Genomic DNA, 22,717 nt, shown 5'->3' on the forward strand with positions numbered 1-22,717 from the left:
ATGAAGGCTTACAGCATCAAGCGGGCGGCGTTGTGCGTCGCTCTCGGGGCGTGTCTGGGCGTGATCGCGCCCAGCGCATTCGCACAGGATGGTTCAGTGGTCGGCCGGCTGGTCAGCGATGCCGGCCAGGTACCGGCCGGTGCCACGGTGACCGTACGCAACCCGGCAACGGGCTTCGTGCGCTCCGTGCAGGCCGAAGCCAACGGCAGCTACCGCATTCCGCTGCTGCCGGTCGGCACCTATGACATGGAGGTGAGCCTGCCGGGTGGAGGCGCCAGCCGTGTCGGCCAGGTGACGGTCAGTCTCGGCAGCGCGACCACGGTGAACGTGCCGCTGGGTGCGGTCAGTACCCTGGGCACGGTCGAAGTGCGGGCGCCGCAGGTGGTGTCGATGGTGGATGTGAAGTCCACCGAGTCGGCCACCAACATCACCCGCGAGGAGCTGTCGCGCCTGCCAGTGGACCGTGACATCACCGCGGTGGCGCTGCTCGCGCCGGGCGCGGTGAAGGGCAAGGGGTCGCTGGGCGGGCAGGGCATTTCCTTCGGCGGTTCGTCGGTGGCCGAGAACACCGTCTACATCAATGGCCTGAACGTCACCGACTTCTACAACCGGGTCGGCTTCTCGTCGGTGCCGTTCTCGTTCTACCAGGAATTCCAGGTCAAGACGGGCGGCTACTCGGTGGAGTTCGGGCGCAGCACCGGCGGCGTCATCAATGCGGTGACCCGCTCGGGCAGCAACGATTTCAAGGCCGGTGCCGAACTGGTGTTCGAGCCGCGCGCGTGGCAGTCGCAGGCACGCGACCGCTACGACGGCAGCGGCAGCCGCTACATCACCGCCAGCCGCGACGACTACAGCCGCAGCGCGCTGAATGTGTTCGCTTCCGGTGCGCTGGTGCAGGACCGCCTGTTCTTCTTCGGCATGTACGAGGCGCGCGACTATCGTCCCACCTCGACCAATGATGCCGGCACGCGCCTGAGCCAGGGCAAGGCCGATGATCCGTTCTGGGGCGGCAAGATCGATTGGCAGATCACCGACAACCAGATGCTGTCGCTGTTCGGCTTCTCGGACAAGAGCAAGACCCTCACCGACGTCTACGCTTACGACTACGCCACGGGGCAGACCGTGGGCGAGCGCAGCAACCAGATCTACAACACGGTGGGTGGCAAGAACTGGTCCGGTACCTACAGCTGGCAGGTCAACAACGACCTGACCATGAAGCTGATGTACGGCGAGAACAAGCGCAACCGTGTGCAGAGCTCGTTGATGGACCAGAACTGCAACCGCGTGTTCGACAACCGCACGGCCGGCCAGGGCGTGCCGCCGTCACTGCAGGGCGACCGCAGCTGCACCAGCAGCTCGCAGCTGGAGTCGGCGCTGGACACGCGCAAGGCCGCGCGCGCGGACTTCGAATGGACGTTGGGCAACCACCTGCTGCGGTTCGGCCTGGATCGGGAAGAGAACACCTCCGATTACAGCCGCGCCTATCCGGGCCCGGGCGGCTTCCGCTACGACATCTACTACCGCACTCCCGGCAGCTCGCTGAACGGTGGCGTGGTGCCGGCCAGCGGCGTGGTCGTGCGCACCCGTCGCTATGAAGTGGACGGGGCCTTCGAGACGATCAACTCGGCCTACTACCTGGAAGACAACTGGCAGGTGACGCCGAATCTGCTGCTGAACATGGGCCTGCGCCTGGAAGCCTTCGACAACAAGGGCGGCGACGGCAGCAGCTACATCAAGATCGACGACATGCTGGCCCCGCGCCTGGGCTTCTCCTGGGACGTGCGCGGCGATGGCACGACCAAGGTGTTCGGCAACCTGGGCCGATACTTCCTGCCGGTGGCCAACGTCATCAACATCAAGCAGGCCGGTGGATTCCTCGACGAGCGCACCTGGTACGAGTTCCTCGGCTACACCGGCGCAGCCAACAACATCCCCAACCTGGGCGCGCAGATCGGCCCAGTGGACAACTCGCAGGGCGACGGCAGCGTGCCGGACCTGCGCGCGGAAGTGAACCGGGACATGGACCCGGTCTACCAGGATGAAGCGATCCTGGGCTTCCAGCAGATGATCAACGAGGCCTGGTCGGTAGGCGCCAGCGTGACCTACCGGCGCCTGCACAATGCCATCGATGACATGAACATCACCGCGACCGGCCAGTGTGGTGCCGTCGACGGCGTGTGGATCATGGGCAACCCGGGGCGCACCAACACCGTGTGGGGTGACACCGACTGCGACGGCCGCAACGATGGCTGGATCAGCATCGACACCTCGAAGGAAGGTTGGGCGCTGTATGACGACAACGGCAATTATGTCGGCCAGCGCGGCTGGGTGAAGCCCAAGCGTGACTACAAGGCGCTGGAACTGCAGGTCGACCGCGCGTGGGACGGCAAGTGGGGCTTCAATGCGTCCTACACGCTGGCCTATGGCCGCGGCAATGCCGAGGGTCCGGTCAACTCCGATACCGACTTCGCCGATGCCGGTCGCACCGAGAACTTCGACAATCCGTGGGTGAACTACGGGGGCTATGGCTACCTGGCCAATGATCGCCGCCACCAGTTCAAGTTCCGTGGCAGCTACGCGCTGACCGAGAACCTCAGTGTGGCGGCTACGCTGGGCGTGCAGTCGGGCAGCCCGATTACCCGCTTCGGTGCCGGCAATCCGTTCGACGACACCGACTTCCACAGCTACTACGTGTGCGTGTCCAACTGCCAGGCGACGGTTCCGTCCCAGCGCGTGTTCGTGCATTCGCCACGCGGTGGCGATGGCCGCACGCCCTGGACCTATGACCTGGACGTGAGCGTCTCGTACAAGGTGCCGATTCCCACCGATCTGCGCCTGAAGCTGGCGGTGTACAACGTGCTCAACCAGCAGCGCGTGGTGACCGTGGACCAGGACTACGAGCCGCAGGACAGCATCGGCACGCCGAACCCGCTGTACCGCTACGGCACCGGCTTCCAGTCACCGCGCTATGCGCAGTTGACCGTGACATGGGCCTACTGAAGCCCGCACGGCAGGCTCGAAACTGTGTCTGCGCGGCGGCGCTGGCGGTGTTCCCGGTTGCGGTGGCACAGACCACCGCGACCGCCTCCCTCGATGCCGATGTCGCTGCCGTCGTCCAGCTCGAGCACCTGCCCGGGCTGGCGATGGCGGTGGTCGACAACGGGCAGGTGGTCTATCGCCACGCCGAGGGCGCGCGTGGCGATGGCGGCCGCATCGACGAGGACACGTTGTTCAAGATCGCCTCCAACAGCAAGGCGATGACTGCTGCACTGCTGGCGCGGCTGGTGCAGCAGGGCAGGCTGCGCTGGGATGATCCGGTACAGCGGCATCTGCCGGGCTTCCGCATGCACGATGCGTGGGTGGGCCAGCAGATGCAGGTGCGCGACCTGCTGATCCACAACAGCGGCCTGGGCCTGGGCGCCGGGGACCTGATGCTGTGGCCGGAGCCGAACGCGTTCACCCGCGCCGACATCATCGCCGGATTGGCGCACCTGAAGCCGGTCAGCAGCTTCCGCAGCCACTATGCCTACGACAACCTGATGTACGTGGTGGCCGGTGAAGTGGCCGCTGCGGCGGGCGGCAAGCCGTATGACCAGCTGATGCGCGAGCAGGTGTTCGAACCACTGGGCATGACGCGCTGCCAGGTGGGGGCGTGGTCGGTGAAACGCGTGGGCAACGTAGCGCAGCCGCATGCCTGGCGTGGCGAACGCAATGAAGTGGTGAACGCCGATGGTGAAACCAGCCCGGACGTGCCGTCGATGGCGGCCGGCGGCATCCGTTGTTCACTGCGCGACATGACGCGCTGGATGCAGGTGCTGCTCGATCCCACCCTGACGTCCGGCTGGCTGGACACGGAGCAGCGCCGCACGCTGTGGACCCTGCACATGCCGATGCCGCTGGGTGAACGCCAGCGGCGCTGGGACAACGCGCACTTCTACGGCTACGGCTATGGCTGGCGCGTGTCCGACATGGACGGCCAGTGGAAAGTGGCGCACACCGGCACGCTGTCAGGCATGTATTCATCGCTGGCGCTGCTGCCTGACCGGAAGGTGGGCGTGGTGATGCTGATCAACGGCGAAGGCGAGGACGCACGCATGGCCCTGATGCAGGCCGCGCTGAAGCGCTTCACCGCAGCGGACGATGCGCGTCCGGCGATGGACTACCTGGCCGAACTGAAGGCTGACCAGGCAACGCGGGCCGCGACCGGCCATTCGCGGCCATCCACCGCGGCGGCGCAGGAGACGAGCCGCACGGACCTGTCCCGCTGGCAGGGCCGCTACCGCGATCCGTGGCTGGGCGCGGCCTCGCTTTGCCCGGGCAAGGACGGCCTGCGTTTCAGCGTGGACAAGTCGCCCCGGCTGCAGGCCACGGTGCTGCAGCTGCAGGGGCGCTGGCTGCTGCGCTGGGATACGCTGGGCGACGAGGCGCAGGCGTGGCTGCAGCCAGGCGAAGGCCCGGCACCGACGCTGGACCTGCGCGCCATCGACCCGGACATCGACTTCAGCTATGACTTCCAGGACCTGCACTTCACTCGTACTGGCGACTGCGCTGGCGGTGACCACCAGCGCCGCTGAGCCACCGCGCGTTTCACCGGCAACCGACGCGGCCAGCGCCGGACTGGTGGAGATCCGCACGTTGTCGCCGCGCATCGACCTGGATATCCGCTACGCCGGTGCCAACAACTTCACCGGGGCGCGCGTGCCCGGCTACGAGGCGCCATCGTGTTATCTGCTGGCGCCGGTGGCGAAGGCGCTGGCACAGGTGGAACAGGACCTGCGCGGCGATGGCTTCGGCCTGCGCCTCTACGACTGCTACCGGCCGGTGCGTTCGGTGCAGGCCTTCATGGCCTGGGTGAACGATCCGCGCGAGCGCTCGCGCAAGGCACAGCAGTACCCGGACCTGGACAAACCACGGTTGCTGGCCGACGGCTACATCGCCGAGCGCTCTGGCCATAGTCGTGGCGCCACGGTTGATCTGGGCCTGCTGGATTGCCGCAGCGGTGCATGCACGCCGCTGGACATGGCCACCGACTTCGATTTCTTCGGTCCACGCGCGCATACGCAGGCAAGCGGATTGAGCGATGCGCAACAGGCCAATCGCCAGCAGCTGGTGCGCGCGATGGCGCGGCGGGGCTTCGTCAACTATCCGCAGGAGTGGTGGCACTACACCCTGCAGCCCGAACCGGATCCTGGCACCGCGTACGACGTCCCGGTACGGTAGGGGCATCGGCAGGGCTGCGCCCCGCCTCTGACAGTTTCCCGCGTGGTCCGTTGTAGAGCCGAGCCCATGCTCGGCTGCTCCTTGTTCAATCGTCGAGATATTCGATTTGGATGGAGATTCATCCACGCATGGCGTGGATCTACTGTGGCTGCCGATTGGGTCCGGCGCAGATCCCTTACACTGGCCGCCTCTTCATCCCTGCCCACCCGATGAACCTTCCCCTGCACTTCGGCCTGCTCGGCACCCTGGAAGCCGGCGCCATCGCCCTGCTGGTCGGGCTGCTGGTGTACTTCGTGTGGTCGCGGCTGTGCCGGCTGCTGCACTGGTCGGTGGGACATGCGATCGGCTGGTCCTGCGTCATCTCGGTGGTGGCCTCCGCTGGCATCGATGCGTGGAAGCTGTTCTACATGGGCATCGTGCGACTGGAGTCGCCGCTGTACGCGCGCCTGTTCCTGGCCACCATCCACGATCCGAACGAGCTCGGCAGCCGTGTCGTGCTGGAAATCGCCGGCGCGCTCGCCGGTGTCGCCTTGGGATGGGTGTTGTTCAGTTCGCGGTCATTGGAAAAAACCGTCGACTGACGCAGGTTTTTCGTTGCCTGCCGGTTAAATGCAGAGGCGTTGAATGCGCATCTTATGAGTCGCTCACTCCTCGCTAACCAGCGCGCTAAAGCATGCGTGGATGCGAGTGGTTAATCGTGCGTGTGGAGGCCGGTCGCGGCCCAAAATCGATTCAGAAACGCGGTGGCAGGGTAGGTGCCGTGCGGAAACAACAGGCCGCGCAACACCACCCAATATGCAGGAGACACCCCTGATGACTATTCGCAACCGCAAGCCCCTGATCGCCCTGATCGTCGCCGCCGGCAGCGTGCTGGCCATTCCGGCGATGGCCCAGTCGGCCAAGCAGCAGGCCGCACATGCGCAGAATGAAGCGGCGCAGGCCCAGCAGGCGGCAGCACGGGCCGGGCAGGCGGCTGACCAGGCGACCGATGCGGCCGCAGCGGCCTCGGCGCAGGCCAACGGTGGTGGCCAGACCTGGGCCAGCATCGATACCGATGGCAACGGCACCATCAGCAAGACCGAGGCGCAGGTGAACGCCGGCCTGGCCCAGGTGTTCGACCAGGCCGATACCAACAAGGACGGCGAGCTGAGCGCCGACGAGTACAAGGCCTACGTGGCCGCGCAGCAGGCCGGTGCGGGTGCCGGCGCGGCGCAGGGCCGCTGATCCAGACCTGATTCGGGAAGACCGGTGCATGGGGACCCGGGCGGCTGCGGCCGCCCGGGTTTTTCTCGTCATCGCCACCCCTGTATCCTTGGCCGATGAACACGTCCACGCCTGCGCCGTCGCGCGCCATCGGCCTGGTCGGTTTTGACGGTGACGACACGCTGTGGAAGAGCGAGGACTACTACCGCAAGGCCGAGCAGGATTACCTTGACCTGCTGTCGCGCTATGTCGACGTGCACGACACCCAGACCGCGCGCCACCTGCTGGAAGTTCAGCAGCGCCACCTGGGCACCTTCGGCTACGGCGTGAAGAGCATGACCCTGTCGATGATCGAAGCGGCCATCGACATCACCGGCCAGCGCATCGAGGCCAAGGACATCCAGCGCATTCTGGATATCGGCCACGATACCCTGCGCCACCCGGTGGAACTGATCGACGGTGTGCGCGAAGCCGTGGCGGCCATCGCCGAGCACTACCCGGTAGTGCTGATCACCAAGGGCGATCTGTTCCACCAGGAAGCGAAGATCAAGGTCGCCAACCTGGCCGAGCTGTTCCCGCGCATCGAGATCGTTTCCGAGAAGGACCCGGAGACCTACGCCCGCGTGCTGGCCGAATTCGACCTGCCGATGCAGCGCTTCGTGATGGTCGGCAACTCGCTGCGCTCGGACATCGAGCCGGTGGTGACCCTGGGTGGCTGGGGCGTGCATACCCCGTACGCGGTGACCTGGGCCCATGAGACCCAGCACGGCGTGGCCGACGACGAACCGCGCATGGTCACCGCCGATACCGCCCACGACTGGCCGGCCGCACTGGCGGCGATCGAGGCCAAGGCCGCTGCGGCGGCCTGACAGGGCCCGGCAGCTGCGGCAGAATCGGGGCATGAACGTCCGACTGCGCGCGCTGTTGTTGTCCCTGCTGCTGGTGCCGGCCACCGTGCCGGCCCAGCAGACCGCCGAGCGTTCGGCGGCGTATACCGTGGAAACCGGTGACCGCTGGATCGATGCCCAGTTGCAGGACATCAACCATTACGCCGAACGCTACCCCGATGCTTTCCTCGATGAAGTGTCGCGCTACGCCGATGTCCCCCGCGGCTACATCAATGCGCTGTTCACCACCCATGGCTGGCAGGCCGGGGATATCTATTTCGCCTGCTTCTGGGCCAAGGCCAGCGGCCAGACCTGCCGCGACAGCGTGCGCGCCTTCAGCCAGGACCCGGAGGGCGGCTGGGAAGCGGTGGTGAAGCGCATGCCGGCCAAGCCGGACAACCTGCATTACCGGGCTGTGCGGCATGCCATCGTGGCCAGCTACCAGCACTGGGACCGGCCGATCACCCTGGATGCCACCCTGAAGCGCCAGTTGAAGCGGTAGTGCCGGCCGTTGGCCGGCAACTGCACCCTTACAGGCATCAGGAGGTTGCCGGCCAGCGGCCGGCACTACCCGGCCATGTTGCTCTGCGTATCGCCGCCGCCGCGCGCTCCGGCGACAATACGGGTCCGAGCTGTTCCCCGTTCCCGTAATCGAGTGACTGATGAGCGCCTCTTTCGTTTCGCCTGATGTGATCCGCCGCCTGTTCGCGCAGGCCATGTCCCGCATGTACCGCACCGAAGTGCCGCTGTACGGCACGCTGGTGGAACTGGTGGAGCGGATCAACGCGCAGGTGCTTGCCCAGGACCCGGCACTGGCCGCGCAGCTGCAGCGCAACGACGAGCGTGCGCGCCTGGACGAAGAGCGCCATGGCGCGATCCGCGTCGGCACCGCGCAGGAGCTGGCGACGCTGCGCCGCCTGTTCGGGGTGATGGGCATGTACCCGGTCGGCTACTACGACCTGTCGGTAGCCGGCGTGCCGGTGCACTCCACCGCGTTCCGCCCGCTGACCGGCGCCGCGCTGGCGCAGAATCCGTTCCGCGTGTTCACCTCGCTGCTGCGCCTGGAGTTGATCGAAGACGAAACCCTGCGTGGCGAGTCGGCGAAGATCCTGGCACGCCGCCGCATCTTCACCGACGGCGCACTGGCGCTGATCGACCAGGCCGAGCGTGACGGTGGCCTGTCGCAGGCCGATGCCGAGCGCTTCGTCCACGAAGCACTGGAAACCTTCCGCTGGCACGGCGATGCCACGGTCGATCTGCCGACCTACCACGCGCTGCACAATGCGCACCGCCTGGTGGCCGACGTGGTCAGTTTCCGTGGCCCGCACATCAACCACCTGACCCCGCGCACGCTGGACATCGACGCAGCGCAGGCGGCAATGATCGAGCACGGCATGGCGGCCAAGGCGGTGATCGAAGGGCCGCCGCGCCGCGCCTGCCCGATCCTGCTGCGCCAGACCAGCTTCAAGGCGCTGGAAGAGGCCGTGCATTTCCCGGATGCGGACGGTGGCGATGCCGGCACCCATACCGCGCGCTTCGGCGAGATCGAACAACGCGGCCTTGCGCTGACCCCGAAGGGCCGCGCGCTGTACGACCAGCTGCTGTCGCAGGCACGCGATGCCGGTGGCGAAGGCAGTACCGGTGGCGACTACGGGCAGCGCCTGCAGGCGGTATTCGCCAGCTTCCCGGATGACCATGACACGCTGCGCCAGGAAGGATTGGGCTACTACCGCTACCAGCTGACCGACGCCGGCCGCGCCGCGCCGGAACGCGTGGCCGATCTGCCTGCCGAAGTGCTGGTGGCCGCCGGCCTGGCCACGGCCGATCCGATCGTCTACGAGGATTTCCTGCCGGTCAGTGCCGCGGGCATCTTCCAGTCGAATCTGGGCGGCGAAGAACAGCGCGCGTATGCCGCGCACGCCAACCGCGAGGCTTTCGAGCAGGCGCTGGGCGTGGCGGTGAATGACGAGTTCGAGATCTACGAGCGGCTGCAGGCCGAATCGCTGGCGGCGCTGCGCACCACGTGAGGTAGAGCCGGGCGCTGGCCGGCTGTAGGGGAAGCCGGCCAGCGGCCGGCTCTACCCGATGTCCGGACCCGGGGTCAGCCCTTCATCGTGCCCGTATCCAGCCAGCGCTGGTGCCACGACAGTGCTTCGGGCAACAGGTGCGGGGTGTGCTTGCCGTAGCTTTCGCGGCTGGCACGGTCGAAGTAATCCTGCAGCTGCGGGCGGAAATCCGGGTGCGCGCAGTTGTCGATCAGCACCTGCGCGCGCTTGCGCGGGGTCAGGCCACGCAGGTCGGCCAGGCCCTGTTCGGTGACGATCACCGACACGTCGTGCTCGGTGTGGTCGACATGGCTGGCCATCGGCACGATCGCCGAGATGGTGCCGTTCTTGGCAGTGGACGGGCTCAGGAACGCCGACAGGAAACCGTTGCGGGCGAAGTCACCCGAACCGCCAATGCCGTTCATGATCCGCGTGCCCATCACGTGCGTCGAGTTGACGTTGCCGTAGATGTCCACCTCGATCATGCCGTTCATGCCGATGCAGCCCAGGCGGCGCACCAGTTCCGGATGGTTGGAGATCTCCTGCGTGCGCATGATGATGCGCTCGCGGTAGAAATCGATGTTCTCCTTGAACGTCTCGTTGGCCTGCGGGCTCAGCGCGAAGCCGGTACACGAGGCGTAGCTCAGCACGCCATCGCGCAGCAGGTCGAGCATGCCGTCCTGGATCACTTCGGTGAACGCGGCCAGGTCGCGGAAACCGCTCCTGGCCAGGCCGGCCAGCACGGCGTTGGGGATGTTGCCCACGCCCGACTGCAGCGGCAGCAGGTTCGGCGGCAGGCGGCCCTTCTTCACCTCGTGCTTGAGGAACTCGATCAGGTGCGAGGCGATCTGTTCGCTGGTCGCATCGATCGGACTGAACGGGCTGTTGCGGTCCGGGCCGTTGGTGCGCACCACGGCCACGATCTTGTCCGGGTCGCAGCGCAGCGCGGTGTCGCCGATGCGGTCGTTGGCGTTCACCAGCGGAATCGGCTTGCGGTGCGGTGGCAGCGCGGTGCCGTAGTAGATGTCGTGCATGCCGTCGACGCCGGCCGGCTGCCATTCGTTGACCTCGACGATCACCTTCTTGGCCAGGTCCAGCCAGGTCTTGTTATTGCCGACCGAGGTGGAGGGCACCAGCGAGCCATCTTCGCGGATGGCCGAGACTTCGATCACGGCGGTATCGATCTCGCCGTAGAAGCCGAACCACACGTGCTGGGCGACGTGGCTGAGGTGGATGTCGATGTAATCCAGCTTGCCCTCGTTGATGCGGTTGCGCGCATCCGGATCGCTCTGGAACGGCATGCGCATGGCGATGCCATCGGCCTTGGCCAGCGCGCCATCGAGTTCCGGCGCGGTGGAGGCACCGGTCATCAGCTTGATCTGGAAGGGCTGGCCCTGGGCGTGCACCGCTTCGATGCGGCGGGCCAGTTCGACGGGAACGGCCTTGGGATACCCGGAGCCGGTGAAGCCGCTCATGGCCACGGTTTCACCGGGCTGGATCAGCGCGGCTGCGGCCTCGGCGGAGACCACGCGGTCACGAAGACGCGCGTTGGCGATGCGATCAACAGACATGACGACAGTGTTTCTGGGGGGAAAGCCGATTATCGGCCATCCTCATCCGTACGGGGGGTTCTACCTTCGTGGAATGGCTTTTCCCCACCGGGGTCACCCATACCCACCGGTTTTGTTTTGCAGTGCAGCGTGCAAAGTGCTTTCGCAGCCCGCACGATGGCCCTGCATCCCGACGTGGGGGAGGGAGCAGAGCCCGCTGGCAGTTCGCTGCAAGCGGGCTTTTTTATTGCCTGCCGCCCAGAATGAATGCGCGGCACCCCTTCGGGGTCGGATCCTTTTGCCAAGGGCAAAAGGCTCTAACCCGGCAGCGGCATCAACCGGCGGCACCTCGGGGTCAGAGCCCTTCGCCGTTGGCAAAGGGATCCGACCCCGCGAGAATCAGCGCATGACCCTCGCCACCGCTGACCTGCCCGCCACCCTGCAGCCCCTTGTCGACCGCGCCCTGGCGCGCCTGGCCCAGGTCCTGACCGAGCCCGTTCCGGCCGAGCTGCTGCCGCTGCTGACCCGGCTGGCGGTGGCCAGCGACTTCGCGCTGGACACCCTGGTGCGGCAACCGGCGCTGCTGGCGCAGCTGGCCGCGCCCGGCTGCCCGCCGATCCCGGCGCCGGTGCTCGATCCGCTGCAACCCAGCGACTGGCCGGCACAGCTGCGGCGCTGGCGCACCGCGATGTCCACGCGGCTGATCTGGCGCGACCTGGCTGGGCTGGACGACGTGGCGCAGACCCTGGCCGGCGCCACCACCCTGGCCGAGGATTGCCTGCGGCTGGCGCTGGACGCCCTGCAGCAGGAATTCGCACGGCGGCACGGCGTGGTCCGCGATGGCGCAGGCGTTCCCCAGCAGCTGGTGGTATTCGGCCTGGGCAAGCTTGGCGGTGGCGAGCTCAACTTCAGTTCCGATATCGACCTGGTCTATGCGTACCCGCAGGGCGGCGAATCCGACGGTCCGCGCGCGCTGGCCGCCGAGGAGTATTTCGCCCGCCTCGGCCAGCGCCTGGCCAAGCTGCTGGACGAAACCACGGTCGATGGCTTCAGCCACCGCGTCGACCTGCGCCTGCGCCCGTTCGGCAGCGCCGGTCGCGTCGCGCTGTCGTTCGCGGCGATGGATCAGTACTTCCAGCGCGAAGGCCGCGACTGGGAGCGCTATGCGTGGCTGAAGGCGCGCGCGATGGCCGGCGACATCGACGCCGGCGAAGCGTGGTTGCAGACCCTGCGCCCATTCGTATACCGCCGCTACCTGGATTTCACCGCGCTCGACGGCCTGCGTGAGATGAAGGCGGCGATCACCGCCGAAGTCGCGCGCCGCGAGCTGCACGAAGACATCAAGCGCGGCGCCGGTGGCATCCGCGAAATCGAGTTCCTGTGCCAGGCGCTGCAGCTGATCCGCGGTGGCCGTGAGCCGGCGCTGCGCGAGCGCCGCCTGCTGGTGGCACTGGACGCGCTGGTGGCCGCCGGACAGATTGCGCCCGACGATGGCGCTGCGCTGCGCGAGGCCTACCTGTTCCTGCGCCGGTTGGAGAACCGCCTGCAGATGCTGCGCGACGCGCAGACCCACGTGCTGCCCAGCGACGCGCTGGACCGCGCGCGCATCGCCATCGGCCTCGGCTACCCGGATTGGGAGGTACTGCGCGCGGCACTGGCCGAACAGCAGCAGCGGGTCAGCACCGAATTCGCCGCGCTGCTGGCCCCGCGCAAGGGCCAGGCCGCGCCCGACGCGCTGGCCAACTACTGGCGCAGCCTGCCCGAGGGCAGCAACGCGCCGTTGCTGGCCGAAGCCGGTTTCCTCGATGCCAATGGCGCCGATCAGTCGCTGCGCGATTTCGCCCAGGGCACCGGCGTGAAGTCATTGTCCGATGCGGCGCGTGCGCGGCTGGATCGCGTACTGCCCGCGTTGCTGCATGCGGCCACGCGTTCGCCGCAGCCCGATGCCGCGCTCAAGCGCGTGCTCGGCCTGCTGCAGGCGGTCCTGCGCCGGACCAGCTATCTCGCGCTGTTGGATGAACAACCGAGCGCGTTGGCGCGTCTGGTCGATGTGCTGGCACGCAGCGCGCTGCTGGCTGAGCGGCTGGTCGCGTATCCGCTGCTGCTGGATGAACTGCTGGATGTGCGCGTGTCCGGGCCGATGCCCGATGCGGCCGGCATGCTGGCCGAGTGCCAGCAGGTGCTGGCGGTGGAAGATCCCGAATCGGCACTGCGCTGGCTCAACGAGACGCGGCTGGCGCTCAGTTTCCGCATGGCGATGGCCACGCTGGACGGCCGCCAGGGCGCGGTGGACAGCACGCGGCAACTGGCCGAACTGGCGCAGGCGGTGGTGGTCACCGTGCTGGCGATGGCCGAGGCGGACATGCGCGCCGCGCACGGCGCGATTCCCGGTGGACGTTTCGCGATCATCGGCTACGGCAGCCTCGGCGGGCTTGAACTGGGCTTCGGTTCCGACCTGGACCTGGTATTCCTGCACGACAACCCGGCCGGCGTGGAGGCCAGCGACGGCGCGCGTCCGCTGGAGCCGGGGCGCTGGTATGCGCGGCTGGCGCAGAAGGTGATGGCGCTGCTCGGTGCGGTCACCGCCGCCGGCCGCCTGTACGACATCGATGTGCGCCTGCGCCCGGATGGTGGCAAGGGGTCGCTGGTGTCTTCGCTGGCCAGTTACACCGAATACCAGCGCGAACGTGCGTGGACCTGGGAACACCAGGCGCTGGTGCGCGCGCGTGGCGTGGCCGGCGATGCCAGCCTGCTGGCCGATTTCGAGCAGGTGCGTGCACAGACGCTGGGGCGTGAGCGCGACATGGGTGTGCTGTATGCCGACGTGCTGAAGATGCGTGGGCGCATGCGCACCGAACTGGACCGCAGCGACGCCGCACGGCTGGACCTGAAGCAAGGTGCTGGCGGCGTGGTGGACCTGGAATTCCTACTGCAGACCGGTGTGCTGGCGCGCAGTGCGCGGCACGTGGCGTTGCTGCAGCCGCGCGATACGCCGTCGTTGATCGATGCGTTGGCGGTTGCGGGCTTCCTGCCCGATGCCACCGCGCAGGCGCTGCATGGCGCGCACGCCACGCTGTTGGACGTGGGCCTGGCCTGCACGCTGGACCGCCGCCCGCGGCTGGCCCCGACCACGCCGGCGATTGAAGAGGCGTGTGCAACGATTACGGCGGCGTGCAGAGCGGCAGAGCTGCCGTTCGCCTGAGTGCCGGATGGCGGAGGACTGCAGTTGGTAGATGCCAACCTTGGTTGGCATGAATGCCAAGCGCCAACCAAGGTTGGCGACTACCGGATCAATGGCCCTTCGGTGGCCCGCTCCTGGTAGGTGCCGACCGTTGGTCGGCACAATCTGTCGGCACCCACCGGATCAATGGCCCTTCGATGGCACGCCGTTGGTAGATGCCAACCTTGGTTGGCATGAATGCCAAGCGCCAACCAAGGTTGGCGACTACCGGATCAATGGCCCTGCGACGCCCGCTCCTGGTAGGTGCCGACCGTTGGTCGGCACAATCTGTCGGCAGCGATGAGTTCTGCAGGGCGTGTCGACCAACGGTCGGCACCCACCGGATCAATGGCGGTCAGCTGGTGGCGCGCAACGGCGCCATCTTCCACAACAACGCGCGGAACGGGGCCAGCAGGCAGACACCGATCGCCAGCTTCACTGCCAGGTCGCCGGCGGCCCAGCTCACCCACGGCAAGGTGGAACCGGCAAACGCGATCGACCAGAAAAGGGTGGTGTCCACCGTCGCGCTGCAGGTGGTGGCCACCATCGGTGCGCGCCACCAGCTGCCGCGGCGCAGGCGGTCGAACACGGTGATGTCCAGCAGCTGGGCCACGATGAACGCCGAGCACGAGGCAATGGCGATGCGCGGGGTGGCCACCCAGATCGACAGCAGCACCGCCACCGCGAAGCCGATCCACGCCACGCGGCGCGCCGGGCCCGGGCCGAAGCGGCGGTTGATCAGGTTGCTGACCAGGAACGCGACCGGATAGCTGAAGGCGCCCCAGGTCAGCCAGTCGTTGATCGGGTACTGCACCAGCACGTTGGACAGCAGCACCACTGCACCCATGGCCAGTACCGCCAGCACCAGGGCGCGCGGGGTCAGCGGGGCAAACAGAGGGGCAGGACGCACGGACATGGCGAGCCAGGGGGACAAAGGGGATCGCCCATTATCCGCCCGGCCTGCGGCAAAGCCAAAACCGGTCGTTCAGCTTTACAGCGCTTCACTCATCACATCACCGGCGGCATAGGCCGTCGGCACATAGGCCAGGGTCTGGCCCTGCGCGCTCTTCACGTTCCAGCCGGCACCGGCCTCGGTGGGGTCGAAATGCACCCGTTGCCCGACCACGAAGGCTGCAGTCGGGTTCTCGCCCGGCGGCTGCACCGGCCAGCGCAGGGTGGCGGTGTGGTCGGCCTTGTCCGGTACCTGCAACTGCACCTGGCGTTCGCCCGTGGGCGTGGTCTCCACCTTCTTCACTTCCATTGGCGGCAGCGGCACCGCCTTGGTGCGGGTCGCCCTGGCATTGCGTTCGCTGGCCTTGAACGGCGCCTTGGACAGTTCGGACAGGCCCATCGAGGCCGCCATCGGCAGCGACAGCACCACGAACGAGGTCACGATCACGCTGGCCTCGCTGCTGTTCAACTGCGGCGCGGCGCCGGCATGGACGGTGGGCACCAGCAGCGCTGAGAGCAGCAATGCAGTGGTGGGAACGCGCAGGCAACGGAACATGGAGACCTCCTGGTCAGCGTGGGGCGGCGGCTCAGCGCCGGGTATCGAAGATGTCGCGCGGGCCGGTAGCTTCGGGCAGGTATTCCAGCGCACGGCCCTGGTTGTCCTTCAACTGCCAGCCCTGGTCATTGCCCGTCGGCTCGAAGTTCACGGTCTGGCCCACGGTGAACTGCACGGCCGGGTCGCCAACGCCGCGCGGGTACTGCATCGACGCGGTGTTCTGCGGATCGTTGGCATCGCGCAGCAGCACTTCGCGGCGGCCGTCGACGGTAGTGGCAATCGCGCTCACCTCCATCTGCGGCAGCTTGATCTGCTGCGGGCGGGCCAGCGGCTGGCCGGCATCGGCGGCATCCTGGGCTTCCTTCGCCGCGGCGGCGCGGGCCGAGGCCACCATTTGCGTGGACATTTCCAGGCTCGGTCCCTGCGGGCCCGGGTCATGGATGATCACGATGCGGCGTTCGGCATGGGCGGCCGATGACCAGGCCAGCGCGGTGACGATCAGCATCGATACCAGGGAGTTGTGCAGCAGACGCATGTCGTTCTCCTTGCGGGATTCAGGGCGAGGCGGCGGTGGCACCGGCCACCGGCACATGGGGGATCACCAGTTCCTGCTGCAGCTGGCTGCGCTGGTGCAGGAAGTCGAACACCGATTCCACCGTCACCACCGAATAGTTGCCGGAGATGCGTTCGCCGGCCGGATGGTCGGTGGTGGTGGCGTTGGCCACGAACAGGCGCGCACCCACGCGCTTGCCCAGGCCGATATGCAGCACGCTGGGCTGGTACTTCTGCTGGCGCAGCCACTGCTGTGCCTGTTCGCGCTTGACGATGGCCGGCGCGCCTTCGGCCTGCGCCATCGCCGCCGCCAGCACTTCCAGCACCCACTGGTTGGAGTTCTGGTAGTCGGTGGCGAACGGGTAGGCGACCACGTTGTACTTGGTTTCGTGCAGCGCCTTGGGCTGGATCGAGGGCGGCACCAGCATCGCGCGCAGTGCGGCACGCAAGGGGGCCGACGGCACGCCGATGCGCAGGTCGGTATGGCCGCCGCTCTCGCCGACGAAGTTGCCGAGGCCCTCGTGGTACAGCTGTGAGCTGTCGGTCTTGCAGCGGTTGAGCAGGTGCATCGCGCGCCAGCGGCCGTCGTCCTCGTGCAGCAGGAAGGCCAGGTGGCTGTGGCGCAGGCCGTAGCGGCTCAGGTCCTGGCCACCGCGCGCGGCCACCACCACGTCCACATCGGGCAGCGCGTCCAGGCGTTCGGCGGTGGTCCAGGCCACGTCCAGCATCGCCGCCTGCGATGCCACACTGGGGTAGCGCTCGCGGCAGGCGGTGCTGTTGGCCCAGGCCGGTGCGGTCGCCAGCAGGCTGGCGATCAGCAGCGCGGCGCGGGGCAGGCGGGAAAAACGATCCATGTCGGTACCTTCAACGGCGGGCAGGCCCGCGCGCCGATCATACGCTGCTCAGCGCAGCGGGCGATCCACGCCCTTGCGCTTGAGCTCCTTGTCGCAGGCGTCACTGATGGGAGCCACCGGCAGTGGCGGGCGCTGGCCCTTCGGATCGCGCAGCGCCGGTTGTTCGCGGTACGCGTCCAGCTGCTGCTGGCATTGATACGAGATCGGATCCAGCTCGGTGGGCGCGGTGGAACACGCGGCGAGCAGGGCCAGGGGCAGCAGGAGCAGGGTACGCATGAAGAAGTTCAGTCCAACGGGGGGCCTTGGACTGTAACCGTGGTGCCGGATCGAAATGTTCAGAAAACGCTGCGCACCCGGCATTACCGCGATGCCAGGCGCCCAGGATTGCCGGCCAGCGGCCGGCACTACCCCAGTGTCAGGCGCTGTTTCACTTCCGCCGCCACCCGCGCGGTTTCGCGCAGCGGCTCGATGCGGTCGTACTGCCAGTCCAGCCAGTGCGCCTGCAACCGCCCACGTTCGCGCAGCTGCTGCTGGAAGCGCGCCAGGCGGCCCTGCGCTGTGTCGGCCAGCGCCACCATCACCGGCATGCGCGTGGCGCACGCCTCCGAGAGCAGGTTCACCGAATCGGGCGAGACCACCACGCGGTTGGCCCAGCCGAGCAGGCCGCCATAGGGATTGGTACCGTCGCCACCATCGCCCCAGATCACGTGCGGCAGGTCGGCGAATTTCGCGCGCAGGATCTCCGCCAACGCCGGTGGGGTGCGTCGCGAGGTGGTGGCCAGCAGGCTGCCGCCTTCGCTGCGGATCTGCTCGGCCAGCGCCTGGAATACACCGACCATCGCCGTCTCATCCCAAGGCGCCAGCGGCGTCGGCCCACCGACCAGCAGTGCGGTGCGCGGGCCGGGCAGGGTGCTGAAGCCGGCGAACGCGGCGCGGCCCCAGGCCAGCCAGTCATCGTCCACCGGGTTGAGGCTGCCGAGCAGGGTCAGCACGTTGCTGCCGCGCAGGGCGTCGTGTTCGGGCACCACCACCACGTCCCAGTGGCGCGCGCCGATGCGCGGGTCGAGGATCTGCACCACCTGGCTGCCGCGTGCGCGCAGCACGCGCAGGGCGCCAGCGGCCTGGCGGCCACAGCCGATCGCCAACGCCGGGGCGTCGGCAGCCAGCGTCGCAAAGGCCTCGCCGTAGCCGTTCACATCGCCGGGCAGGCGCCGCGGCGCCAGCCAGCGCCAGGGCGCGCGCGGTTGCAGCAGCAGCGGTCGGTGGGTGCCCTGGCGCAATGCCGAGGCCAGCGCGACCGCCTGGCGGACATTGCCCGCGCGGCCGTCAGTGACCGTCCAGGGCGCGCTCGATCGTTTCACCATTGGCATTAATTCGTTTCAGTCCTGCTGGGTGTTGCAACAGTCGCGACACTCTACACTGCGGCTCGTCGATTCGCCCCGCGCCGCCCGCGGGCACTGACTTCCTTTCGCCGCCCTGGAGATCCACCGATGTCCCACGCGCTCGACGCCGCCGCCCTCGATCAGCTGTTCCGCACGGCCCGCACCCAGAACGCCTTCCTCGACAAGCCGGTCCCCGAGAGCCTGCTGAAGGAACTGTACGACCTGGTGAAGTGGGGCCCGACCGCGGCCAACACCACGCCGGCCCGCTTCGTCTTCGTCACCTCGAAGGAGGCCAAGGACAAGCTGGCCCCGGCGCTGTCCGAAGGCAACCTGGCCAAGACCATGGCCGCGCCGGTCACCGTCATCATCGGTTTCGACCTGGACTTCCACGAGAAGCTGCCGTACCTGTTCCCGCATACCGATGCCAAGGCCTGGTTCGACGGCCCACAGGAAGGCCGCCATGAAGCCGCCATCCGCAACGGCAGCCTGCAGGGCGCCTACCTGATCCTGGCCGCGCGCGCGCTGGGCCTGGATGCCGGCCCGATGTCCGGCTTCGACCCGGCCAAGGTCGACGAAGCCTTCTTCGCCGGCACCTCCATCAAGTCGAATTTCCTGGTCAACCTGGGTTACGGTGATCCGGCGGGCCTGTTCCCGCGCCTGCCGCGCCTGTCGTTCGACGAAGCGGCGCGCATCGCGTAAGTCGCTGTATCGGTTTCGGGCCCGCCGTCGTGCGGCGGGCTCTTGCTGCACCGTGTACCCACCCTACGATCCGGAGAGTTCCTCAGATGAGCGCCACCCGTAAACTGCTGCTGCCGCTGGCCCTGACCCTGGCCATCGCCGCCTGCTCCAAGCCGGCCGACACCGCTGCCCCGGCCGCCGATGCTGCCGCCCCGGCCACCACCGAGCAGGCCGCCACCCCGGCCGCCGATGCCGCCGCTGCTGCGCCGGCTGCCGAAGCGATCAAGATCGCCTCGGGCACCTACAAGCTGGACCCGAGCCACACCGACGTGCTGGCGCAGTGGAGCCACTTTGGCTTCTCCAACCCCAGCGCGCACTTCGGCAACGTCGAAGGCACCCTGGTGTACAACGCCGAAGACGTGACCAAGTCCACCGTGGAAGTGAAGCTGCCGCTGAGCGGCCTGAACAGCTTCACCGCCAAGTTCGACGAGCACCTGAAGAGCGCCGACTTCTTCGACGCCGCCAAGTTCGCCGATGCCACCTTCAAGAGCACCAAGGTGGAAGCGGCCGGCACCAACAAGCTGACCGTCACCGGCGACCTGACCATCAAGGGCATCACCAAGCCGGTCACCCTGGACGTCACCGTCAACGGCGGCGGCGAGCACCCGATGGCCAAGGTTCCGGCCGCCGGCTTCGATGCCACCACCACCCTGAAGCGCAGCGATTTCGGCGTCGGCGCGTATGCTCCGAATGTCAGCGATGAAGTGAAGATCCGCATCACCACCGAAGCCACCGGCGAAAAGCCGGCCGCTTGATGCACCCCGCTCACTCGTCGTGAGAAGGCAGAAGGCCCGCTGAAAAGCGGGCCTTCTTTTGGGGTGCCGGGGAACACGCGCTGGTTGACACACTGGCACTCCGCAGGCCAACCAAGGTTGGCCACTACCGGTTCATGCGGGCCGGAGAGTGTTTTGGTAGATGCCAACCTTGGTTGGCACATGGGCACTCCGCAGGCCAACCAAGGTTGGCATCTACCGGGTACGCGCGCTCAGCGCAACGCGCCCAGCCACGCCCCACACGCTTCGCTCGGGCTCTGCTTGGCCTTCACCGCCAGCCCGCTCACGCGCACGAAGGTCTGCGCGGCCTGCGCCACCACCTGGCGTGCGATCAGCGCCGCCTGCTTGGTCGCGGCCTGCTGCTTGCGCAGCTGCACGATGTTGATCGAAGGCCGGCCCACCGGCGCGTACTTCTGGTCGCGGCGCAGCACGTCGGCCACCTGGGCCACTTCGAATTCGGCCTGCAGGTAGCGGTGCTGTGCCGCCACCAGCTCGCGCAGCGGCGCGCGCAGTGCAGCGGTGTCGGCGAAGGCGGCCAGGGCCGCATCGCAGGCGGCGTCATCGGCGAAGCGGGTACGCAGCGCGTCCACGCTGGCCAGGGTCAGTTTGGCCATGTGGGCCTCGTTGCTGCAGGAAAGGAGCGCGATTGTCGCATTGCCTGGCGGCTGATGCGTTGAACCGGGTGTCGGAATCCGTGTAGAGCCGAGCCCACGCTCGGCTCATCGCGCGCAGCGCGAGGGTTTTCCGATGGCGGAGCGGAGAGCAGCCGAGCGTGGGCTCGGCTCTACACAGTCAAGGGCGTGCGGACCAACGGTCCGCACCCACCAGGCAGGTTCTGGTGCATGGGGTCAGATCCCTTTTCCACAGGAAAAGGGATCTGACCCCGAGCCGGTCAATCGCCGTCGGCTTCGTCCGGGTGGGCCTTCCAGTAGCCGGTCGAGCGGATCCAGTCGCGCGGCACGCCCAGGTGGCCTTCGATGAACTTGCGCATCATCCGCGCGCGGCGCGATTCGGTGGCGATCCAATAGAAGACATCGCCGTCCGGTGCCTCGAAGTCGGTCAGCATGTCTTCCAGCAGCGTGCTACCGGCCGCCGGGAAGCCGTTGCGCTCCAGCCAGTGGATGCGCACGTTCTCGTACTGCGGCAGGTCCTGGCGTTCGGCCTCGTCGCGCACTTCGATGAAGGCCTGCACCTCGGCAGCGTCCGGCAGCACGTCCAGCCAGCGGGCGATGGCCGGCAGCGCGGTTTCATCGCCGATCAGCACGTAGGCGTCGTAGGTGTCGGCCACCACGAACGAGCCACGTGGGCCGCCGATCACCAGCGTGTCGCCCGGCTGCGCGCGCTCGGCCCACGGCCCGGCAATGCCCTGGTCGTGCAGCACGAAGTCGATGGCCAGCTCGCCGGTTTCGTGGTCCCACGCGCGCGGGGTGTAGTCGCGCGACGGCGAGGGCGCCTTGCCGTCCGGGTAGCTGCGGCCTTCGGCGGTCAGCACCGGCAGCACCATCTCGCCGCTGGCGTTGGGGAAGAACAGCTTGATGTGGTCGTCGGCACCGGGCGAATCGAAGCCGGCCAGATCGTCGCCACCCAGCACCACGCGGCGCATGTGCGGGGTGACCTCTTCGGTGCGCAGCACGGTCAGTTCACGGAAGCGCACATCCAGGCGCAGGCGCGTGTTGTTGTGTTCGGTCATGGGGATACCTGTAAAGGTGTCGCGCGGGGGCGCGCGGCGTAGGGGAGGACCTGGCTGGATTCAGTCTGGCTGGGTCGTTGAAAACGGTGGGCTCTCGCTACCGGCTGTACCGTTGAGCAGGGCCGAGGCCCGCGTCAGCAGCGCCGCCACTTCTTCCGCTTCGCCCTCGGCCCAGCGGCCGTGGTGATGCACCAGCGCCCGCTTGAACTCGCGCAGGGCAGTGGCCAGCGGCGGCGGCAGCGAGGCCTTGGTGATCTCGCGGGCACGGTCGAAGGCACGTCGCTGCGCCAGACGCACCTGGGTGCGCTGCACCTTCAGCTCGAACTCGCCGGCAGCGGTGATGCGGAAGATCCGCTTCCCATCCACTTCCTCGGCCTCGATCCAGCCGGCCTGCTCGAAGCTGGCCAGCAGCGGGTACATGGTGCCGGCGCTGGGCGTGTAAGCCTGCATGAACTGGTTGCTGATCAGCTGCATCAGTTCGTAGCCATGGCGCGGCTGCTCGCCGATCAGGGCCAGCACCAGCAGGCGCAGGTCGCCGCGGCTCAGCACGCGTGGCTGGCCGTTGCGGCGGGGCACCGCCGAATCGGTGGAACGGGCTCTGGGAGAAGGGGTGCGGCTCATTTCGATATATCGGTAAACGAGTGTGCAAACGATATATCGATATATCGAAGCCGGCAATCACCGATCCGGCCACAAGCAGGTGCGTTTTGGGCCACGGCTGGCCGCGGGCCCACAGCAAAAGGGGCGCCCCTTGCAGGGCGCCCCGGCGAACCGTGGAAGGGAGCAGGGCCGCCAGGCCCCTCACTCGCGGCCCACGTTGGACCCGCAGCCGGTACCGATCCAGAGGCAGGTGCGACATGTTGTCGCCGGTTCAGTACCGTTGCCCGAACCGCCCCTACAGCGGTGCCGGAGTTGCCCTACAACCGTCATCGGCAGCGGTAACACTGCGTCCTGCACATGGGCGCAGCGGCCCGCAAGCGACAGCCCGCGCAGCCGCCAAGGCCCGCCGCAGGGCCGTCAGCGGGCGCGGCAAGCCCCTTGCGGACACTGGCCGGTTGCATCCATACGCCTGCGTAGCCAAGTGACGAAAGCCCTT

General features: G+C 67.7%; 21 protein-coding genes. 11 read left to right on the forward strand and 10 right to left on the reverse strand.

Annotation, left to right across the window (positions count from 1 at the left end):
• From AC5P7A_RS06220 to hglS, 8 genes are all read left to right on the forward strand, one after another.
• On the forward strand, positions 1 to 3,000 hold the full coding sequence (locus AC5P7A_RS06220) for a TonB-dependent receptor (RefSeq protein ID WP_329768410.1): 3,000 nt from the start codon (positions 1 to 3) through the stop codon (positions 2,998 to 3,000).
• Positions 2,988 to 4,574 carry a serine hydrolase gene (locus AC5P7A_RS06225; protein ID WP_495219956.1) on the forward strand — a complete coding sequence of 529 codons (1,587 nt, stop codon included), beginning with the start codon at positions 2,988 to 2,990 and terminating at the stop codon, positions 4,572 to 4,574. Before AC5P7A_RS06220 ends, AC5P7A_RS06225 begins: the two co-directional genes overlap by 13 nt.
• Positions 4,507 to 5,220 carry a M15 family metallopeptidase gene (locus AC5P7A_RS06230; RefSeq protein WP_495219957.1) on the forward strand — a complete coding sequence of 238 codons (714 nt, stop codon included), beginning with the start codon at positions 4,507 to 4,509 and terminating at the stop codon, positions 5,218 to 5,220. The genes AC5P7A_RS06225 and AC5P7A_RS06230 overlap by 68 nt, the downstream gene beginning before the upstream one ends.
• A gap of 209 nt (positions 5,221 to 5,429) precedes the next feature.
• Complete coding sequence (locus tag AC5P7A_RS06235) at positions 5,430 to 5,801, forward strand: hypothetical protein (RefSeq protein WP_046428249.1); 372 nt, start codon at positions 5,430 to 5,432, stop codon at positions 5,799 to 5,801.
• 232 nt (positions 5,802 to 6,033) lie between these two features.
• Positions 6,034 to 6,444 carry an EF-hand domain-containing protein gene (locus AC5P7A_RS06240; protein WP_495219958.1) on the forward strand — a complete coding sequence of 137 codons (411 nt, stop codon included), beginning with the start codon at positions 6,034 to 6,036 and terminating at the stop codon, positions 6,442 to 6,444.
• A 95-nt stretch (positions 6,445 to 6,539) separates the two neighbouring features.
• Positions 6,540 to 7,292, forward strand: coding sequence for an HAD family hydrolase (locus tag AC5P7A_RS06245; RefSeq protein WP_049397778.1), 753 nt, complete (start codon positions 6,540 to 6,542; stop codon positions 7,290 to 7,292).
• Positions 7,293 to 7,323: 31 nt separating this feature from the next.
• Positions 7,324 to 7,812 carry a hypothetical protein gene (locus AC5P7A_RS06250; protein WP_032960973.1) on the forward strand — a complete coding sequence of 163 codons (489 nt, stop codon included), beginning with the start codon at positions 7,324 to 7,326 and terminating at the stop codon, positions 7,810 to 7,812.
• Positions 7,813 to 7,972: 160 nt separating this feature from the next.
• Positions 7,973 to 9,337 (forward strand): 2-oxoadipate dioxygenase/decarboxylase HglS, encoded by a 1,365-nt coding sequence (gene hglS / locus AC5P7A_RS06255; protein ID WP_495219959.1) that lies wholly within the window; start codon positions 7,973 to 7,975, stop codon positions 9,335 to 9,337.
• Positions 9,338 to 9,411: 74 nt separating this feature from the next.
• Here the strand turns inward: hglS and scpC are convergent, their stop codons facing one another.
• Positions 9,412 to 10,926: a succinyl-CoA:acetate CoA-transferase ScpC gene (scpC, locus tag AC5P7A_RS06260; protein WP_032960979.1), complete on the reverse strand. Its 1,515-nt coding sequence runs from the start codon at positions 10,924 to 10,926 to the stop codon at positions 9,412 to 9,414.
• A 385-nt stretch (positions 10,927 to 11,311) separates the two neighbouring features.
• Between scpC and glnE the strand changes: the two genes are divergently transcribed.
• Positions 11,312 to 14,107 carry a bifunctional [glutamate--ammonia ligase]-adenylyl-L-tyrosine phosphorylase/[glutamate--ammonia-ligase] adenylyltransferase gene (gene glnE, locus AC5P7A_RS06265; RefSeq protein ID WP_495219960.1) on the forward strand — a complete coding sequence of 932 codons (2,796 nt, stop codon included), beginning with the start codon at positions 11,312 to 11,314 and terminating at the stop codon, positions 14,105 to 14,107.
• Between the two features lie 373 nt (positions 14,108 to 14,480).
• On the opposite strand, the gene AC5P7A_RS06270 is transcribed toward glnE, so the two are convergent.
• The 6 genes from AC5P7A_RS06270 to AC5P7A_RS06295 form a co-directional block, all read right to left on the reverse strand.
• A complete protein-coding gene (locus AC5P7A_RS06270; RefSeq protein WP_014645727.1) occupies positions 14,481 to 15,041 on the reverse strand; it encodes a queuosine precursor transporter in 561 nt (186 codons plus the stop codon).
• 75 nt (positions 15,042 to 15,116) lie between these two features.
• Positions 15,117 to 15,632, reverse strand: coding sequence for a hypothetical protein (locus tag AC5P7A_RS06275; RefSeq protein ID WP_014645728.1), 516 nt, complete (start codon positions 15,630 to 15,632; stop codon positions 15,117 to 15,119).
• A 31-nt stretch (positions 15,633 to 15,663) separates the two neighbouring features.
• Entirely contained in the window at positions 15,664 to 16,167 is a 504-nt protein-coding gene (locus tag AC5P7A_RS06280; protein ID WP_014645729.1) for a hypothetical protein, read from the reverse strand.
• Between the two features lie 19 nt (positions 16,168 to 16,186).
• A complete protein-coding gene (locus AC5P7A_RS06285) occupies positions 16,187 to 17,038 on the reverse strand; it encodes a DUF2145 domain-containing protein (protein WP_069118074.1) in 852 nt (283 codons plus the stop codon).
• A 48-nt stretch (positions 17,039 to 17,086) separates the two neighbouring features.
• A complete protein-coding gene (locus tag AC5P7A_RS06290; protein WP_014645731.1) occupies positions 17,087 to 17,314 on the reverse strand; it encodes a hypothetical protein in 228 nt (75 codons plus the stop codon).
• 128 nt (positions 17,315 to 17,442) lie between these two features.
• On the reverse strand, positions 17,443 to 18,402 hold the full coding sequence (locus AC5P7A_RS06295; protein ID WP_197602876.1) for an ELM1/GtrOC1 family putative glycosyltransferase: 960 nt from the start codon (positions 18,400 to 18,402) through the stop codon (positions 17,443 to 17,445).
• A gap of 126 nt (positions 18,403 to 18,528) precedes the next feature.
• Between AC5P7A_RS06295 and AC5P7A_RS06300 the strand changes: the two genes are divergently transcribed.
• Together AC5P7A_RS06300 and AC5P7A_RS06305 are read left to right on the forward strand one after the other, a co-directional pair.
• Positions 18,529 to 19,119: a malonic semialdehyde reductase gene (locus AC5P7A_RS06300; RefSeq protein WP_005415046.1), complete on the forward strand. Its 591-nt coding sequence runs from the start codon at positions 18,529 to 18,531 to the stop codon at positions 19,117 to 19,119.
• An 86-nt stretch (positions 19,120 to 19,205) separates the two neighbouring features.
• Positions 19,206 to 19,913 (forward strand): YceI family protein, encoded by a 708-nt coding sequence (locus tag AC5P7A_RS06305; RefSeq protein WP_005415047.1) that lies wholly within the window; start codon positions 19,206 to 19,208, stop codon positions 19,911 to 19,913.
• Positions 19,914 to 20,143: 230 nt separating this feature from the next.
• On the opposite strand, the gene AC5P7A_RS06310 is transcribed toward AC5P7A_RS06305, so the two are convergent.
• The 3 genes from AC5P7A_RS06310 to AC5P7A_RS06320 all read right to left on the reverse strand — a co-directional run bounded on the left by AC5P7A_RS06310 (position 20,144) and on the right by AC5P7A_RS06320 (position 22,242).
• The gene (locus tag AC5P7A_RS06310; RefSeq protein WP_414611577.1) at positions 20,144 to 20,545 is read right to left on the reverse strand and encodes a hypothetical protein; all 402 of its coding nucleotides are present in this window, start codon (positions 20,543 to 20,545) and stop codon (positions 20,144 to 20,146) included.
• A 278-nt stretch (positions 20,546 to 20,823) separates the two neighbouring features.
• Positions 20,824 to 21,621 carry a siderophore-interacting protein gene (locus AC5P7A_RS06315; RefSeq protein ID WP_495219961.1) on the reverse strand — a complete coding sequence of 266 codons (798 nt, stop codon included), beginning with the start codon at positions 21,619 to 21,621 and terminating at the stop codon, positions 20,824 to 20,826.
• Between the two features lie 60 nt (positions 21,622 to 21,681).
• On the reverse strand, positions 21,682 to 22,242 hold the full coding sequence (locus tag AC5P7A_RS06320) for a PadR family transcriptional regulator (protein WP_169411549.1): 561 nt from the start codon (positions 22,240 to 22,242) through the stop codon (positions 21,682 to 21,684).
• Positions 22,243 to 22,717 lie beyond the last annotated feature (475 nt).

This window comes from Stenotrophomonas sp. YJH_SMC_65 (genome assembly GCF_059369475.1).